The sequence below is a fragment of the Chlamydiota bacterium genome (assembly GCA_012729785.1).
Lineage (GTDB): Bacteria > Auribacterota > Tritonobacteria > UBA1439 > UBA1439 > UBA1439.
Genome location: JAAYCL010000005.1, coordinates 1 through 15,311 on the forward strand (window position 1 = coordinate 1; position 15,311 = coordinate 15,311).

Sequence of the window (15,311 nt, forward strand, 5' to 3'; positions counted from 1 at the left end):
CTAGTACAGGCCCCCCGCGGGTGTCAAGGCAGGCGGGCGGCGGCGTATACTGTTTGATGCAAATTTGGCGTAACGGTCCCTGTGGAAGGAGGCATGAGGAGGGCGAGACAGGGGGCAAAGAAAAAGGTATCCTCTCCGATTCAATCGACCAAGAAAGAAAAGAGAGGATACCGTGCCACGCACAAGACACAGTGTGGTGGATTTCCGCCCCTGAGAAGCAAGATATTGGCGTTATGGGCGCGGCGCGGCCCGGAGGGGACGGCCCGGTCTATGCCGCGTTTTCATGAGGCCTCCGGGGGCTATAGGACCTGTGCTATGATTCCCGGCGGGAGGCGCAATGGGTGGGACGCTCAAGAAGGCGCTGCGGACGATCGCCGCGGATCTGATCCGCGAGGCCGTTTTCTACCGGATCCTGCTCGCGCACCCGCGCACGCCGTGGACGGCGAAGGCGCTCGTGGGCGCCGCGCTGGCGTACGCCTTCTCCCCGGTCGACCTCATCCCCGACGTCATACCCGTCATCGGATACCTCGACGACCTGCTCGTCGTCCCTGTGCTGGTCTGGGCGGCTATGCGGCTCGTTCCCCGGGAGGTCGTGGAGGAGTGCCGGCGGAAGGCCGCGGCGGCGCGCGCGGGGGATCGCGCGGATCCGTGAGCGCCGTGCGGGCGCCTGGACGCCCCCCCGGTTCCCGCTTCCCTCGCCCGGGGCTGTCGGCTATAATGAGGACGGCAGGAAAGGCGGCGCGCACCGGAGGGGAGATGGAACTGCACCAGTGCATCGTTCCCGCCGACATGCTGCTCGATATGAAGGCCCGGGACCGGTGGGAGGCGCTCCGCGAACTCCTGGACAGGGTCTTCCCCGACCGCGGCCCCGTCCACGCCTCGGTGTTGAGCGCCCTCTACGATGCGGAGCGGGCGCGCTGCAGCGCGATCGGGCGGTCGGTCATCATCGCGCACGCGGTGACCGACAAGATGCGGGGCTTGCGGGTCGTCTTCGGGAGAAGCTCCCGCCCGATACCGTGGGACGCCCCCGACGGTTCCACCGTGAGCATCCTCTGGCTCTTCGCCCACTCGCCTGCGGAGCACGACGACTACCTCGAGCTGCTCTCCCAGACAGTGCGCCTCTGCAGGTGCGACTTGCACAGAACCGGCCTCCTCCGCGCCCGCAGCACGGCGGAGGTGTTCGAGGTGCTCTCGAAAGCGGATTGTGCGCGCCCAGAGGGCAAAGACGCGTGCGACCGCTGACGACCCCCCGCACCGCCGTGAAACCCGAAACAAGAGACGCGATCTCCGCGAACGGTTCCCGCCGGCGCGTTACCACAAGCCGCAAAGGGGGTCGTGTACCTGCCGCGCGCGCATCGCACCCCGGTCGGGGAAAAGGCCCCGCCGACGGCAGGAAGGGGCGGACTGCCGAAAGCGCCGTGCCGCGACGCGCGCGGGCCGCCGGAAAGGCGGGGGACGCTCACCATGCGGTCGTCCGCGAGCGGGCGCAGCTCCTCTCCATCTTCGACGGCATCGACGAGGTGGTCTACATCAGCGATCCCCGCACGCACGAGATCCTCTACCTCAACGGGGCCGCGCGGGCGGTCTTCGGAGACGCCGTCGGGAAGAAGTGCTACCGGGCCTTCCAGCGCCGCCGCACGCCCTGCCCGTTCTGCACCAACCGGATCATCTTCCACAAACGGCCCGGGGAACCGCACATCTGGGAGTTCCAGAACCTGCGGAACCGGCGCTGGTACCGCTGCATCGACAAGGCGATCCCCTGGCCGGACGGGAGGCTCGTGCGCTATGAGATGGCGCTCGACGTCACCGATATGAAACAGGCCGAGGAGGCGCTGCGGTCCTCCGAGAAGAGATACCGCGCCACCATCGATTCCCTCGCCGAGGCGATCCACATGGTCGGTCCGGACCTGCGGATCATCCTCGCCAACAGGGCGTTCACGGTTTGGGCCGCCCGGATGGGGCTGCGGGGCGGGCTGGTCGGCAGGACGGTGCGCACGGCATTCCCGTTCCTCCCCGCCACCGTGGAGGAGGAGTACCGGAATGTCTTCCGCACGGGGAGGATGCTGCGCACCGAGGAGCGGTGCCTGATCCACGGGCGGGAGACGATCACCGAGACGCGCAAGATCCCGGTGCTCGAGGAGGGGAAGACGGTTCACGTCATCACCGCCATCAGCAACATCACCGCCAGGCGGAAGGCCGAGGAGGCGATCCGGCGCTCCGAGAAGAAATACCGATCTCTGATGGAGGGGGCGAACGACGCGATCTTCCTCGCCGATGAGAATGGTATGCTGCTTGAGGTAAACCGGCGGGCGATCGAGCTCGTCGGCCGCTCGAGACGGGAGCTTCTCGGCACGCACATCACCCGGCTTCACCCGCCGGAGGAGCGTGACCGCATCGTGGCGGCGTTCCGGGAGATCGCGGAACGCGGCGCCGGCTCCGCCGGCGACGTGACGATCCTTTGCGGAAACGGCAAGACCGTCCCGGTGGAGATCTCGGTGAGCGCGATACGGCACGGCGGCGCGACGCTGATGCACGCGATCATGCGGGACGTCTCGGAGCGCAAAAGGATCGAGGCGATGAGGGACCTCCTGCTCCGGGACGTCACCCACGAGCTCAAGACCCCGATCGCCATGATGAAGATGGCGCACGCGATGGCAAACGAGGCGCTCGCCGCGCGCGACCTCGAGGGGGTGCGGAGGGCGGAGGGGATCGCCGCGCGGAATCTCGCGTTCCTCGCGCGGGACGTCGGCAACATCCTCGGGATGTGCTGGCTGCGCGGAGGGACGCTGATATTGAAGCCGGCGCCCCTCTCGCTCGGGGGGATCGCCGGGGAGATCGCGGAGGAGATGCGGGACCGGCTGCGCCTGGGGGGCGTCGGCCTGGAGGTGCGCATCAAGCGGGGGGCGGACCGGATCACGGCGGAACGGAGGATGATCAGGACGCTCCTCTACAACCTCGTGGACAACGCCCTCAAGTTCACCCGGCGCGGCAAGGTTACGATCGGCGCATCGCGAACGGGCGGATGGGTGACGCTCACCGTCAGGGACACGGGCATCGGCATCGCCTCGGCCGCGCGGGAGGAGGTCTTCACACCGTTTTACAAGAAGAACCCCGCGATGCAGGGCACCGGCCTCGGGCTCCCGATCTGCCGGGAGATCGCGAAGCTGCACGGGGGGACGGTGCGGATCTCTTCGAACGGGCGGAGGAAGGGGACCACCGTCGCGGTGCGGCTCGCCGTGCGTCCCGCCGCGTCGCGGCGGGCGGGAAAGGGAGGGGTGCGGTGAAGCGCGTGCTGATCATCGACGACGACCCCGACATGCAGGCCCTCTATCGGTATTGGCTGAAGGGGACGCGCTATCGTCTCGACTTCGCGGGGGATGCGGCCCGCGCCCTCCGGATGCTGAAGGGGGAGCCCGCGGATCTGGTCATCACCGATGTGGTCATGGGGGGGATGGACGGGGAGACGTTCGTCCAGCGGCTGCGGGAGGAGGGGGCTGAGGTGCCGGTGCTCGTGGTCTCGGTACTCCCTCCGGACGCGCTTCCCCGCGCGTGTCGCGCGAAGCAGGTCCATTTCCTGCAGAAGCCGGTCACCGGCGAGACGCTCAGGGCGACGATGGAGAGAACGATGAAGAAGGGGAGGGAGCGATGAGGACGTTCCGCATCTCGTGCGCGCTGCTCCTTGCCGCGTGCGGTATGGCGCGCGCGGGGGACGCGGAGGAGACGAAGGCCCGGGAGGCGCTGCAGGCGCAGGTCGCGGCCTACCTCGCGACCACCCGCGCCGACCTGGCTTCGAACGCGAGGTACCCGAAGCTCAAGGTCGAACTCATCTCGGCGGAGATGGAGCCCAGCGAGTCGCTCGTCACGCCGTTCACCGCGGAGGTGCGGTACGTGCTCGAGTACGACGACACCTGGCACAAGGAAACGCGCCTCGTCCACCCGTTCGTGATGACCGCCAAGTGGTTCTCGGGCCGCTGGGACATCGACCCGCACGGCCACCGGGCGCGGAAGAACCTCACCGATCTCCATCCCGAGAAGTCGAAGATCCTGTTCCCGAACATCTGACCGCGTGGCGGGGCTGGACGCGCCGCGGGGGAGGGCCGCGCCGGCGCCCATTTAGCGCTTGCCTTCGCCGTTCCCGCGGCGCTACCATACGCCGGAGGAGGACGCGATGCTCGCCAGGGTCTGCTCCGGGGCCGTCCACGGGGTCGAGGCGTACCCGATCGAGGCCGAGGTCGATGTCTCGGGCGGCCTTCCGGCGGTGGTCATCGTCGGCCTCCCCGACGCGGCGGTGAAGGAGTCCCGTGACCGGGTCAGGACCGCCGTCCAGAACTCCGGCTTCCTCTTCCCCGAGGGGCGGCTCACCGTAAATCTGGCCCCCGCCGACGTCAAGAAGGAGGGGCCCAGTTTCGACCTCCCCATCGCGGTCGGGATGCTCGCCGCCGACGGCCAGCTGCGCAGCGAGCGCCTCGCCGATCTCCTCATCCTCGGCGAACTCGCGCTCGACGGTAGCGTCCGGCCGGTGCGGGGGGTGCTGCCGATCGCCCTCGCCGCCCGGCGCGCGGGGAAGCGGGGGATCGTCGTCCCCGCCGACAATGTCGCCGAGGCGGCGGTCGTCGAGGGGCTCGATGTCTACCCGGTCGGCACGCTCCTCTCGCTCGTGAAGTTCATCTGCGGCGAGGAGGCGATCGCGCCCGTCAGGCTCGACCTCGCCGAGATCTTCCGCGGCGCGCGCGGCTACCCGGTGGACTTCTCGGACGTGAAGGGGCAGGCGCACGCCAAGCGCGCCCTCGAGGTCGCCGCCGCCGGGGGGCACAACATCATCATGATCGGCCCCCCCGGCTCCGGGAAGACGATGCTCGCCCGGCGGCTCCCGACGATCATCCCCGAGATGACGCTCGACGAGGCGCTCGAGACGACGAAGATCCACTCGATCGCCGGGCTCCTCGGCCCCGGCACCGCGCTCGTCGCGACGCGCCCCTTCAGGAATCCCCACCACTCGATCTCCGACGCGGGGCTCATCGGCGGCGGCGCGCATCCGCGCCCCGGCGAGGTGAGCCTTGCGCACAACGGCACCCTCTTCCTCGACGAGCTCCCCGAGTTCAGGAGGAACGTGCTCGAGCTCCTCCGCCAACCGATCGAGGACGGCCGCGTGAACATCTCTCGCGCCCTCGGCACCGTCACCTATCCGTCCCGCTTCGTCCTCGCCGCCGCGATGAACCCATGCCCGTGCGGGTATTTCACCGATCCGCGTCGTGCGTGCCGGTGCTCGGCCACGCAGATCCAGCAGTACATGTCGCGCGTATCGGGGCCTCTGCTGGACCGGATCGACCTGCACGTGGAGGTGCCGGCGGTGAGGTACCGGGAGCTGTCGGGGGAGGGAGGGGGGGAGGGATCGGAGGCGATGCGTGGTCGCGTGGAGGCGGCGCGGCGGCGGCAGCTGGCGCGTCTCCGGGATGACGGGATCCACTGCAACGCCGAGATGGGGCACCGGCAGATACGGCGTCACTGCGTTCCGGATGCGGAGGGACAGGAGCTCCTGAGGAAGGCGATCACGGAGCTGGGGCTCTCGGCACGGGCCTACGACCGGGCGCTCAAGGTCTCCCGCACCATCGCGGACCTGGAGGGCGCGGAGGCCATCGCCCCCGACCACGTCTCCGAAGCGATCCAGTACCGCGTGCTGGACCGCCAGCTCTGGATGTGACAGTCCGCGCGCGGGATGTGGCGCACCGCCGGCCGCGCGTGCGTGCGACACGGTTCCCTCCGCCGCGGGACCGGCGCCTGCACTGCGCCCCGTAGGATCCGCGGACCCCGGGGAGCGCGGATCGACAGTATCCTGCGCAGGAAGCGGTAACGAAGCGCGGCAGATGAGGCGGAACGTGCGGGGGGGAGGAGCGATGCCCGGCGCCGCCGCCGCGCGGTCAAGCCAAAGGACATCCCGCATTCCCACCCCCGCCCCCGTTTCCGTGACAGCGCCGCATTTTGCGTGTATACTGTCCCCGGGAGGGGTCAATGAGACCGGCGAGGATCTTGTGCGCAGCGGCGGCGGTTCTGCTCTGCACCGCCCATTCCGCCTTCTGTCTCGTCGACATCAATACCGCCACGGCGGTCGAGCTCGAGACCCTTCCGGGCATAGGACCCGTGCTGGCCCGACGGATCATCGAGAGCAGGCCCTACGAGACCATCGAGGAGCTCACCCGCGTGAAGGGCATCGGCTCGAAGTCGTTCGCGCGATTGAAGAACCAGATCACCGTGGGCGCCCTCTTCCCCGCCGGGAATCAGCCGTCTGCCACGGAGGAGAAGGGGGGCGGGGCTTCGGTCCCGACCTACCGCGTCGACACCTACATGGAGCTCACCTGCTACCGCTGCAAAAACAAGTTCAAGGTCTCGGGCGAACTGAAGACCGGCTGGTGCCCCTACTGCGGGACGCGGCTGGCGGTGCGCTAGACGGGTCGCTGGGACGGAATTCGGCCGGTTTCCACCGGCGTTTCGCGGCACTGGAGGAGAGAGGATGAGAGATCGTTCATGCGTCTTTCTCGCGTGCGCCGCGTTCTGCGCGGGTGCGGCGTTCGGTCAGACGGAAGAACACGCGTCCCCCTCCGCGGTTTCCCCCGGGACGCAGGTGACCCCCGCGCCGCCGAGGGTCGTGCCGTTCGGCACCGCCCATCTCGAGTACCGCGAGGCGCTCCGCAGGGATCTTGTCGCGGCGATGGAGGAGAAGGCGGCCGCCATCCGCGAGGGGAGGACGGCGGCACTCGGCGACATCGACGCCCGTATCCAGGAACTCCGGCGGCGGCAAGAGGAGCTGCAGGAGAAGATGGCGCTCGGCCGGGTGCCGGACACGCCGTCGACCCCTCCGCCTCATTCCCGCGCCGCTTCGTCCACCAATCCCTGAGGAGGCGCGCCCTCCCGCACCGCGGTTGACCGGCGCGGGCCCCCGCACCCGCGGGGGAACCGGGGCGCGACAACGCCGCGTCGGGGGGTTGACGCGGCGGCGGGGTTTCGATATCATCAAACCCTGGCCGCGGCTGCCGCCGACGGGCTGCGTGACATTCGATCGGAGAGTGCCATGGCGCTGACCGAGCAGCAGAGAGACATCCTCAAGCTGATGCGGAGCACCGCCGAGAGCTACCAGACGCTGAGCATCGGCAGCGCGCACGGCCTCCAGCGCCTCGCGCGGGACTATTTCAAGACCGAGATCGATATCGAGCCGACCATCAAGGCGGTCTGGAGCCGCCGCGGCGACAAGATCTACGAGGAGCTCAAGCGGCTGCAGGCCATCATCGACGAGATGGAGAAGAGGGCGGGCGCGTAATGGCCCGCCCGCGGCCGGAGGGAGACCGCCCCCCCGGGGTTCACCGCGGGCCGTTGCCGGGACCGGGCCGCGCGTAGAGCGTCAGGTCGATGCCGCGGAGCGGAAACTTCTCTTTCGCCAGAAAACGCGCGTTGAGGAACGCCGCGATCTCCTGATCGCCGTGCCCGCGCGTCCCACCCCCGATGAGCGCCCAGATCCGCCGTCTCCCCCGCGCGTACCGCTCGAGCTGCTCCGCGAGGTCGTACCGTCCGCACTCCGCCAGCCCCACCTGCCGAAGGCCCCCGCGGTAGTAGTAGTTGAGCGGGATCATGTGCCCCGGGATGTTGACGAGGATCAGGTCCCCCCGTTCCTCCCGCGCGGAGATGATCGCCGCCGCGCCGCGGAAATCCTCCTTGGCGTGGTCCGAGGCGAGCGCGCCGGGATAGAAATGGTACGGGGCCGCCGCGAGCGAGAAGAGACATATCGCGGCGGCGAGGGCGGCGCGGACCCATTTGCGCCTGAACGTGGCAATCGCCCCCGCCGCGAGGAGGAGCAGGCCCGCCGACTCCCAGAGGTGATAGCGCGGCTTCATGTACCAGAGCGTCCAGCGCGCCGCGCCGAGCGCGAAAACCGCGGCGAGGGGGACGGCGGCGAGGAGGAGGGGGAACGCCGCCGCGCGCCGCGCCCCGGCGCGCCAGAGGCGTCCCGTCCCGCACGCCAGCAGGGCGGCCATCCCGATCCACACCGCCCGCTTCACCGGCACGGTGATGAATACGCGGCTGTGCATCGGGCCGAACAGGAGGGAGTCGAGGACGTAGCGCAGCCCGCGGAGGGAGGCGCGCAGGAACTCCGGAACGCCCGCCGGGCCGGGGCGGGAGTAGCTACTCGATACCATGAGCTGCATCCTGAAGCCCACGGCGAGCCAGGGCAGGTAGAGGATCCCGACCGCCGCCATCGAACAGAGCCACGGCCAAACGCCGCGGCGCCGGGCGGCGGCGAAGATGCCGTGGGCGACGAGCGCGAGACAGGCGAAGTAGAAGGTGTAGCAGAGGAGAAGGGCGGAGAGGGCGTAGGCGGCCCACGGCCCGAAACGCCTCCCCTCGTCGAGCGCCCGGAGGAAGAGCCAGGAGGAGAGGAGGACGAGGAGGTTCGCGGCGCTGTACGCCCGTGCCTCCTGCGAGAAGAAGATCGCCGCGGGCGACACCGCCAACAACAGGGCGGCGAGGAGGGCGGTGTCTTTGCGCCTGAAGATCCGAAGCCCCGCGAGATAGACGGCGGGCACCGCGAGGACTCCCGCCGCCGCGGAGAGGGCTCTGCAGGCGAACTCCCCGCCGCCGAACAGCCGGATCCAGAGGGCCAGCGCCGCGTAGTACGCGGGCGGCGTCCCCTCGTTGCGCAGGCACGCCTCCACGACCCGGCGCAACGTCGGGCGCGGATTGACGAAGCGGCGGTGCGTCGCGTCCACGAGGGAGGCGGACATGAAACGCATGTCCACGCCGCGGGCGGCGTAGACGGAGAACGCCTCGTCCCCCCAGAAACTCTGGTGGGTGAGGCCGCACAGGCGCAGCGCCGCGGCGAGCGCCGTGACGAGGATCAGGAGCGTGGTGGTCCTTTTCATGTCTGCAGGGTATGGTACCAGCGCCGTGTCGCGGAGACAAGGATCGTGTCGGCGTGGGGCGCAGGCACAGAAAGCGTGGGGTGTGGGGAGTGGGGGGTATCTTGTCCATGCCGTCCATGTGATCCACGGAGACTGCACGAGGCCGCCGGTACGTGGTAGAATGCCCGCATCAGGAGGGAGGGGATGAGACATGCCAGGCGCAGCGCCCTCGTCACGGCGGCGCTCGCGGTCCTCGTCGTCGCGTACGCCCTCGCCTGCGCGGGCCTCTGGCGCGCGCGGGGGGAGTGGATCCTGCGCGAGGATTGCGAGATCGACTTCGCGCACGACTATGCGTTCGACGCCCTCCGGATCGGGGAAGGGGTGCCGCCGGGCGACGAGTACCGCGGCCCGCTCTACCCGGCGCTCCTCGCCTTCCTCCACTCCCGGGGGGCGGGCTTAGTCCGGGCGGGGGCATGGATTACGGTCGGCTCCTCCCTCCTCGCCCTCGTGCTGACGTTCCTCATCTGCCGCCGGGCGACCGGGAGCGGTATTTTTGCCCTTGCCGCCGCGTCGGCGCTGGCGCTCTTCCCGCCGTTCCTGAAATGCTCCCTCCTCCTCGGCACGGACATGCTCTTCGCGGCGCTCCTCCTTTCATCGGTCTGCCTCATCCTCCCCCCGGGGGGGACGGCGCGGGCGGGGGCTGCCGGATTCTGCATGGGAATCGCCCTCGCCGTGCGCTGGAACGCACTCGGCGTCGCGCCGGTGACCGCGCTCCTCGTCCTCCTCCCCCTGTCCGGGGACCCGCCCCGCGCGCGCCTCGGGCGGTGCCTCGCGTTTCTGGCGGGGTTCGCGCTGGGGAGCGCCCCGGCGTGCCTGGTCAACGTGGGGCGCGGGCGCGGCCTCGTCGAGAACTCCAATTTCCGGAACATCGGTTGGACGTTCTACGGGGCGGAGCTCGGCCTCGACTACCACGCATACTTCGACGCCCTCCCGTTCAAGATGATGGGCGATCTCCTGCGCTTCAGGGGCGTCCCGTTCTTCCTCGGGAGGTGGGCGGTCTTCTTCGCGCGGTACATCGCGCGATACCTCGCGGAACTCATGCCGCCGCTCGGCATCCTCGCGGCGTGCTCCGTGGCGGGGGCGTTTATACGGAGGTTCCCCGGCCGTTTCCTCCCGCCGTTCATCGTCTGCTGCCTCTTCATCCAGAGCCTCGGCATGTACGGCGAGCGGTACATCCTCGCGCTCTTCGCGCTCGGGTTATGTGCAGCCGCCGCGACGGCCGCCGCCCTCGTTGCGCACGCGCGGGGAGCGCGGGCTCGCGCCACGGTTTCCGTCGCGACGGCGTCCGCATTCGCGGTCGCCTGCCTCCTCTACGCCGCCGCCGACGCGCCGATGCTCCGGGGGCTCTGCGCGGACCGGCACCGGCTCGGCGCGTATTCCCCCCCCTCGGTGCGGGCTTCGCGCGGGGCATCGCCGGCGGAGCTCGGGGGTTTCGAGACGCTCGCGTCGTTCGCCCCCGCGGATATCGCGCGCGACTGGCGCCCGAACCGCATGGCGAGGATTCTGTACGCGGCCCCGGGGGCGGTGCGGATACGGTGCGCGCCGCGCGATCCGATGCTGACGGGCCCGGAGATTCGCCTCGCCGGCGGCGAGATCTGGTTCATGGCGCGGATGCGGGCGATCGGGAACGAGCCGAGGACCGTGCGCGAGAGGGTGCGGGATGCGGTCGGTTTCGGCGACTGGGTCAAGATGAAGGTCTTCTGGGCGACGGAGCGGGAGCCGCAATTCGACGAGGCGCGGAGCAGCGTCTTCTTCATCCTCCCGTCGGAGGAGGAGCAGGTCCACGTCGTCAGGATCCTCGGCGACGGCTCATTTCCCGGCGGGCTCGTCCGGGTCAGGCTCGACCCCGGGGAGGAGCGACGACAGTACGAGATCGCGGAGATCGCCCTCCTGCGCAGGCGCTCCGGCGGGCAGGCCCTCCTGCGCGAGCGCTCCGGCGGGTGAAACCTCCTGCGCGGGAGGCGCGCCGGGCAGTGTCCATGGTGTGCCGCCTCCGGAATCCCCCCGCGGTATGCTAACAGGGGGCCCCGCGGCCGACAAGGGGGAACGACGGCACGCCGCGGGGGAGGAGGCGAATCTTCTGGCCAGCCGCCGGGATCCCGGCTACACTGAAACCAGGGAGGTGCCCATGAAACTGCGCGCGGTCGTATGCGGCCTCTCTGTCGCCGCGTCGCTCGGGACGGCGGCCCCGTCCGGCGCGGGGGTTTCGCTCGGGATCTTCCTCACGACCCTCCCCAAGGAGAGCATCGAAGCGCTGTTCGGCGCCACCCGACGGCACGCGATCCTGCAGTACGTCCTGGAGTGGTACAACTCGGCGGCGGCGGCGCACACGGCGGCGATGCAGGCGCGCGCCGAGGCCGGCGCCGTGCCGATGTGCGTCTGGGGGACGGGAGGCCACGATAAGGGGTACGGTTTCGACAGCATCATCAGCGGGACGCACGATGCGTATATCCGGGACGTCGCGGGCTCCGTGAGTGCATTCAACAAGCCGGTCATCATCGCGTTCTGCCCGGAGTTCAATCACCGGTCGAGTCCCTACTACTACCTGAACGATCCGAGCCGGAGCACGGCGAAATACGCCGAGATGTGGCGCCACGTCCACGGCATCTTCAGGGAGGCCGGCGCGACGAACGCGCAGTGGGCGTTCTGCCCCAACTACCAGGGCGATCCGGTCACCGACGCAAACCTGTACTACCATTACTACCCGGGCGATGCGTACGTGGACTGGGTCGGGGCGCTCGGCTTCGACACCGACTGGGCTTCCGGCGGCTCCGCGGGCCTTTCGTTCCACGACATCTTCGGCCGCATCCTCGGGGACCAGGCGTCCCGATACCCGAACAAGCCGCAGCTCGTGATGTGGTTCGGCACGGCGGGCGACACGGCGCGGAAGGAGGCGTGGATCGGGGCGAGTTACGGGGCCATGGGCCTCTATCCCAACCTCCGGGCGGTGGTCTGGTACAACAAGACGGACACGGCGGGGTTCGACTACCGGGTGTGGGACACCTCCGGCGTTCAGGCGTCGGTGACGGCCGCCTACAGGGAGGCGATCTCCGCCCCCCTCTTCCTCGACACGCTCCCCCCGTACGACGACCTCGTTCCCGCCGACGGGGGCGGCGGGGCGCTCGACCTCACGCCGATTCCCGCGACGGTACGGCGCGGGGCGCAGATCGCCCTCCACTACGCCTTCAGCGGCATCCTGCAGCGGGTGGACGCCTATCTCGGGGTTGAGATGACGGATGGCACCCTCCTGGTCATGGACTCCCGCCAGGTGTTCCAGCCGAGGATCATCCCGGTCGCATCGAACCTTGACGCGAGCGGGAACCCGTCCGGGGCGCTCTCCTTCACCGTGCCCGAAACGATTCCGACGGGCGTCTACACGTTCAAGGCGGTCTGGGTTCCGGCGGGAGCGCCCGTGACCGAAGCCGGCGTGATCGACAGGCCCGTGACGGTTGTCGAATGAGCCGGCACGCCGCGCCGCATTTCCGGGGGCGTTGCGGAAAGGTCGAGGATTGCGTCTCGGCCGATTTTCGGTGTACACTATTCACCCCGTACCCACCCGGCGCCGCTCGGGCATGAACAAAACGATTGTCCTCATCGGGACCTACAACGAGCAAGAGAACCTCGCCGCGCTCGTCGGGGAGATCCTCGCGCTCAACGCGGGCCTCGATATCCTCGTCATCGACGACAACTCCCCCGACGGCACCGGCCGCCTCGCCGACGAGCTCGCCGCGGCGCACCCGGAGGTCACCGTGCTGCATCGCCCCGGCAAGATGGGCCTCGGGACGGCGTACGTAGCGGGATTCCGGCGCGCCCTGGAGCATGGCTACGACCGAATCGTGACGATGGACGCCGACTTTTCGCACGAGCCGGGCCGCCTGCCGGGGTTCCTGGCCGCGTTCGCGACGCACGACGTCGTCGTGGGCACGCGGTACATGAAAGGCGGCGGAGTGGTGAACTGGCCCCCGCATCGCCTCATCCTGAGCCGGGGCGGGAGCATCTACACCCGCCTCGTCACCGGGATGCCGCTCCGCGACGCCACCGGCGGCTTCAACGCCTACCGCCGGGAGGTGCTCGAAACGATCAATCTCGATTCGATCCGTTCAGAGGGGTACGCGTTCCAGATCGAGATGAAGTTCCGCGCATGGAAGAGGGGCTTCCGCATCGCCGAGATGCCGATCGTCTTCGCGGATCGCACGCGCGGGAAGTCGAAGATGAGCAGGCGGATATTCCTCGAGGCGATCTTCACCGTCTGGAAGATGCGCTTCTCCTCCCGCTGAGCGCCCTCCCGTCACGCGGAGCGGTTGGACAGCGTACCGCCCGCATGCTACATTGAAGTGGTATGCGGCGAAAGGGGGGCGGATGAAGACAATGGCGAACGCAACGGCATGGTGCGGCGCCCTGCTCATGGCGGCGTGCGGGGCTGCGCGGGCGGCCGATCCGGGGATCATGCTCGGGGTGTACCTTTCGAGCCAGCAGTACGAAGATGCCCTCCAAGGGTTCGACGAGGCGGCCGGGAAGACGCACACGCACGTGATGTACTTCGTCCCGTTCGAGGGCTACCCAAACCTCGCGCAGTTTCTCAATACGCTCGGGAAGATGAAAAAGGTGCCGGTCATCTGCTGGCAGTCGGGAGACGACGGAAAGCCGGACAGGAGCTACTCCAACCAGAGCTTCATCGACGGGGAGCATGACGAGGACATCGAGAAGATGGCCGGGGTGGTGAAAAAGTTCCTGGACGACCACCGCTCCCTCCCCGTCTACATCCGCTGGGCGCACGAGGCCAACATACGATCCGCCCCCGCCTGGCCGGGGCACCCATGGAACAACAGGAGCGCCGCGCAGTATATCGGCATGTTCCAGCACGTCCACGACACGTTCTTCAAGAAGCTCGACGCCGGATCTGCGCGGGCGCGAGTCGTCTGGGTCTGGTCGCCCAACTACGAGAACGCGGCCGAGGGGCACGACAGCTACAGCGACTGGAAGAACCTGTATCCCGGGGACCGGTACGTGGATATGACCGGCCTGAGCGGCCTGAACTACGGGGATCACCCGACGGCGGGGCCCGGCTTCCCGGTCACGGTGCAGTGGCTCTATCTGCCGATACTGCGCGACATGATGGCGGGGGAGTACGGTGCCCGCGCCGGGGCGGCCGTCTCGCCCGCGGAGCTCGCGCAGGCGACCCGCGGAAAGCCGCAGGGGATATTCGAGTTCGGGAGCGTGGAGACGCGGCGCCGGGGCGGCGCGCGGGGGGTGATGCCGACGGCGTACTCCGACATACCGAAGGAGGACTGGATACGGCACGGCTACGACGCCATCGCGAACGCGGAGGAGTTCGGGTTCGTCCGGCTCGTGATGATCTACAACGATATCGCGACGAGCGGCGGCTACCGGTGCGACTTCAGGGTGTGGAACAAGGAGTCTGCCAAGCCCAACAGCCCCGTCCCCGCGAGCGTCACGCAGGCGTACAAGGAGGCGATCGAGGATCCGCGCTTCACCGACGACATTCTCACGCTCGAGGATATGCTCCCCGGCGGCTACCATCGGGCGGAATCTCTCCCCGTCCCCGCCGCGTATCCGCAGCACGAGTTCTGGCTGAGCCCGCCGCCCGGCGGGACGGTGTACCGCAACGAGACGCTGACCGCCGCCTTTTTCCTCCATCCCGCCGCGCACGGACCCGCGATGGCGGACGCCTACGTCGCGGCCCGCATCCCCGGGGGGGGATTCTACGCGTTCGTCCCCCCCGCCGGGTGGGTCAGATTCGACCCCGCCGGGGGGCAGCGGCCGCCGGCGGTCGCGCGCGGCGTACACGTCATACGCGAGGTGCGGGCGATCGCGTTTATCCAGCCGATGGGGGCGGGCCTTCCCGCGGGCGACTACCGCATCTACTCGATCCTCGTCCCGCCCGGCGCCGATCCGCTCCGGCTCGGGCCGGACCTCAAAGAGGCCCGTTTCACGCTCGCCGGCTGAGCCGTTGCGCGCACGGACCCGCGGGGGCGGCGCGCGGAGGAGAAGGGGATGAAGAGAGGGGCGATCGCGCTCATCGCCGCCGCCTGCGTTGTCGCCGGCGCCTCGTGCGTGCGGGTGACGACGGAGCGCGGGGCGGCGCCCGTTGGTCCCGCGCCGAAACCCGGAGAGAAGGGGAAGGTGCGCGTCCGGGCCTGGAACCCGTTCGACGAGATTCTCGACGTCGTCACCTTCCCGGTCAAGGCGGCGGGGAAGGGGCTCGGGAAGATATTCTGATGCCGCGCGCGGGGGCACACCCGTTCGATCGGTAGTTTCCCGCCTGTATCCCTGTCCTTCGGCGCCCCGCTCTGGTATACTGCTCGCGGAACGCGACACACACCACGGAGGAGAGGGGCGCAG

The 15,311-nt window shown here is 69.3% G+C and carries 15 protein-coding genes; 14 read left to right on the forward strand and 1 reads right to left on the reverse strand.

Features of this window, described 5'->3' with window-relative positions; translation table 11 throughout:
* The first annotated feature begins 337 nt into the window (after positions 1-337).
* The 9 genes from GXY35_00980 to GXY35_01020 all read left to right on the forward strand — a co-directional run bounded on the left by GXY35_00980 (position 338) and on the right by GXY35_01020 (position 7,312).
* Entirely contained in the window at positions 338-652 is a 315-nt protein-coding gene (locus GXY35_00980) for a DUF1232 domain-containing protein (protein ID NLW93173.1), read from the forward strand.
* A 65-nt stretch (positions 653-717) separates the two neighbouring features.
* Entirely contained in the window at positions 718-1,242 is a 525-nt protein-coding gene (locus GXY35_00985; GenBank protein ID NLW93174.1) for a PTS sugar transporter subunit IIA, read from the forward strand.
* 176 nt (positions 1,243-1,418) lie between these two features.
* Entirely contained in the window at positions 1,419-3,284 is a 1,866-nt protein-coding gene (locus GXY35_00990) for a PAS domain S-box protein (GenBank protein NLW93175.1), read from the forward strand.
* On the forward strand, positions 3,281-3,649 hold the full coding sequence (locus tag GXY35_00995) for a response regulator (GenBank protein ID NLW93176.1): 369 nt from the start codon (positions 3,281-3,283) through the stop codon (positions 3,647-3,649). The genes GXY35_00990 and GXY35_00995 overlap by 4 nt, the downstream gene beginning before the upstream one ends.
* Positions 3,646-4,062: a hypothetical protein gene (locus GXY35_01000; protein ID NLW93177.1), complete on the forward strand. Its 417-nt coding sequence runs from the start codon at positions 3,646-3,648 to the stop codon at positions 4,060-4,062. Before GXY35_00995 ends, GXY35_01000 begins: the two co-directional genes overlap by 4 nt.
* Positions 4,063-4,168: 106 nt before the next feature.
* The gene (locus GXY35_01005) at positions 4,169-5,701 is read left to right on the forward strand and encodes a YifB family Mg chelatase-like AAA ATPase (GenBank protein NLW93178.1); all 1,533 of its coding nucleotides are present in this window, start codon (positions 4,169-4,171) and stop codon (positions 5,699-5,701) included.
* A 308-nt stretch (positions 5,702-6,009) separates the two neighbouring features.
* A complete protein-coding gene (locus tag GXY35_01010) occupies positions 6,010-6,444 on the forward strand; it encodes a helix-hairpin-helix domain-containing protein (protein ID NLW93179.1) in 435 nt (144 codons plus the stop codon).
* A gap of 64 nt (positions 6,445-6,508) precedes the next feature.
* Entirely contained in the window at positions 6,509-6,892 is a 384-nt protein-coding gene (locus tag GXY35_01015) for a hypothetical protein (protein ID NLW93180.1), read from the forward strand.
* Between the two features lie 174 nt (positions 6,893-7,066).
* Positions 7,067-7,312 carry a hypothetical protein gene (locus GXY35_01020; GenBank protein NLW93181.1) on the forward strand — a complete coding sequence of 82 codons (246 nt, stop codon included), beginning with the start codon at positions 7,067-7,069 and terminating at the stop codon, positions 7,310-7,312.
* Between the two features lie 40 nt (positions 7,313-7,352).
* On the opposite strand, the gene GXY35_01025 is transcribed toward GXY35_01020, so the two are convergent.
* Positions 7,353-8,909, reverse strand: coding sequence for a hypothetical protein (locus tag GXY35_01025; protein ID NLW93182.1), 1,557 nt, complete (start codon positions 8,907-8,909; stop codon positions 7,353-7,355).
* A 183-nt stretch (positions 8,910-9,092) separates the two neighbouring features.
* Between GXY35_01025 and GXY35_01030 the strand changes: the two genes are divergently transcribed.
* The 5 genes from GXY35_01030 (at position 9,093) to GXY35_01050 (ending at position 15,188) form a co-directional block, all read left to right on the forward strand.
* A complete protein-coding gene (locus GXY35_01030; GenBank protein ID NLW93183.1) occupies positions 9,093-10,892 on the forward strand; it encodes a hypothetical protein in 1,800 nt (599 codons plus the stop codon).
* Positions 10,893-11,076: 184 nt separating this feature from the next.
* On the forward strand, positions 11,077-12,408 hold the full coding sequence (locus tag GXY35_01035) for a hypothetical protein (GenBank protein ID NLW93184.1): 1,332 nt from the start codon (positions 11,077-11,079) through the stop codon (positions 12,406-12,408).
* A gap of 112 nt (positions 12,409-12,520) precedes the next feature.
* A complete protein-coding gene (locus GXY35_01040; GenBank protein NLW93185.1) occupies positions 12,521-13,225 on the forward strand; it encodes a polyprenol monophosphomannose synthase in 705 nt (234 codons plus the stop codon).
* Between the two features lie 82 nt (positions 13,226-13,307).
* On the forward strand, positions 13,308-14,915 hold the full coding sequence (locus GXY35_01045) for a hypothetical protein (GenBank protein ID NLW93186.1): 1,608 nt from the start codon (positions 13,308-13,310) through the stop codon (positions 14,913-14,915).
* A gap of 48 nt (positions 14,916-14,963) precedes the next feature.
* Positions 14,964-15,188 (forward strand): hypothetical protein, encoded by a 225-nt coding sequence (locus GXY35_01050; GenBank protein ID NLW93187.1) that lies wholly within the window; start codon positions 14,964-14,966, stop codon positions 15,186-15,188.
* Positions 15,189-15,311 lie beyond the last annotated feature (123 nt).

Bases quoted from the DNA above. Each gene is read 5' to 3' on its own strand.
- GXY35_00980 (NLW93173.1), top strand. From the start codon at position 338: ATGGGTGGGACGCTCAAGAAGGCGCTGCGGACGATCGCCGCGGATCTG.
- GXY35_00985 (NLW93174.1), top strand. From the start codon at position 718: ATGAGGACGGCAGGAAAGGCGGCGCGCACCGGAGGGGAGATGGAACTG.
- GXY35_01000 (NLW93177.1), top strand. From the start codon at position 3,646: ATGAGGACGTTCCGCATCTCGTGCGCGCTGCTCCTTGCCGCGTGCGGT.
- GXY35_01005 (NLW93178.1), top strand. From the start codon at position 4,169: ATGCTCGCCAGGGTCTGCTCCGGGGCCGTCCACGGGGTCGAGGCGTAC.
- GXY35_01010 (NLW93179.1), top strand. From the start codon at position 6,010: ATGAGACCGGCGAGGATCTTGTGCGCAGCGGCGGCGGTTCTGCTCTGC.
- GXY35_01015 (NLW93180.1), top strand. From the start codon at position 6,509: ATGAGAGATCGTTCATGCGTCTTTCTCGCGTGCGCCGCGTTCTGCGCG.
- GXY35_01020 (NLW93181.1), top strand. From the start codon at position 7,067: ATGGCGCTGACCGAGCAGCAGAGAGACATCCTCAAGCTGATGCGGAGC.
- GXY35_01025 (NLW93182.1), bottom strand. From the start codon at position 8,909: ATGAAAAGGACCACCACGCTCCTGATCCTCGTCACGGCGCTCGCCGCG.
- GXY35_01030 (NLW93183.1), top strand. From the start codon at position 9,093: ATGAGACATGCCAGGCGCAGCGCCCTCGTCACGGCGGCGCTCGCGGTC.
- GXY35_01035 (NLW93184.1), top strand. From the start codon at position 11,077: ATGAAACTGCGCGCGGTCGTATGCGGCCTCTCTGTCGCCGCGTCGCTC.
- GXY35_01040 (NLW93185.1), top strand. From the start codon at position 12,521: ATGAACAAAACGATTGTCCTCATCGGGACCTACAACGAGCAAGAGAAC.
- GXY35_01045 (NLW93186.1), top strand. From the start codon at position 13,308: ATGAAGACAATGGCGAACGCAACGGCATGGTGCGGCGCCCTGCTCATG.
- GXY35_01050 (NLW93187.1), top strand. From the start codon at position 14,964: ATGAAGAGAGGGGCGATCGCGCTCATCGCCGCCGCCTGCGTTGTCGCC.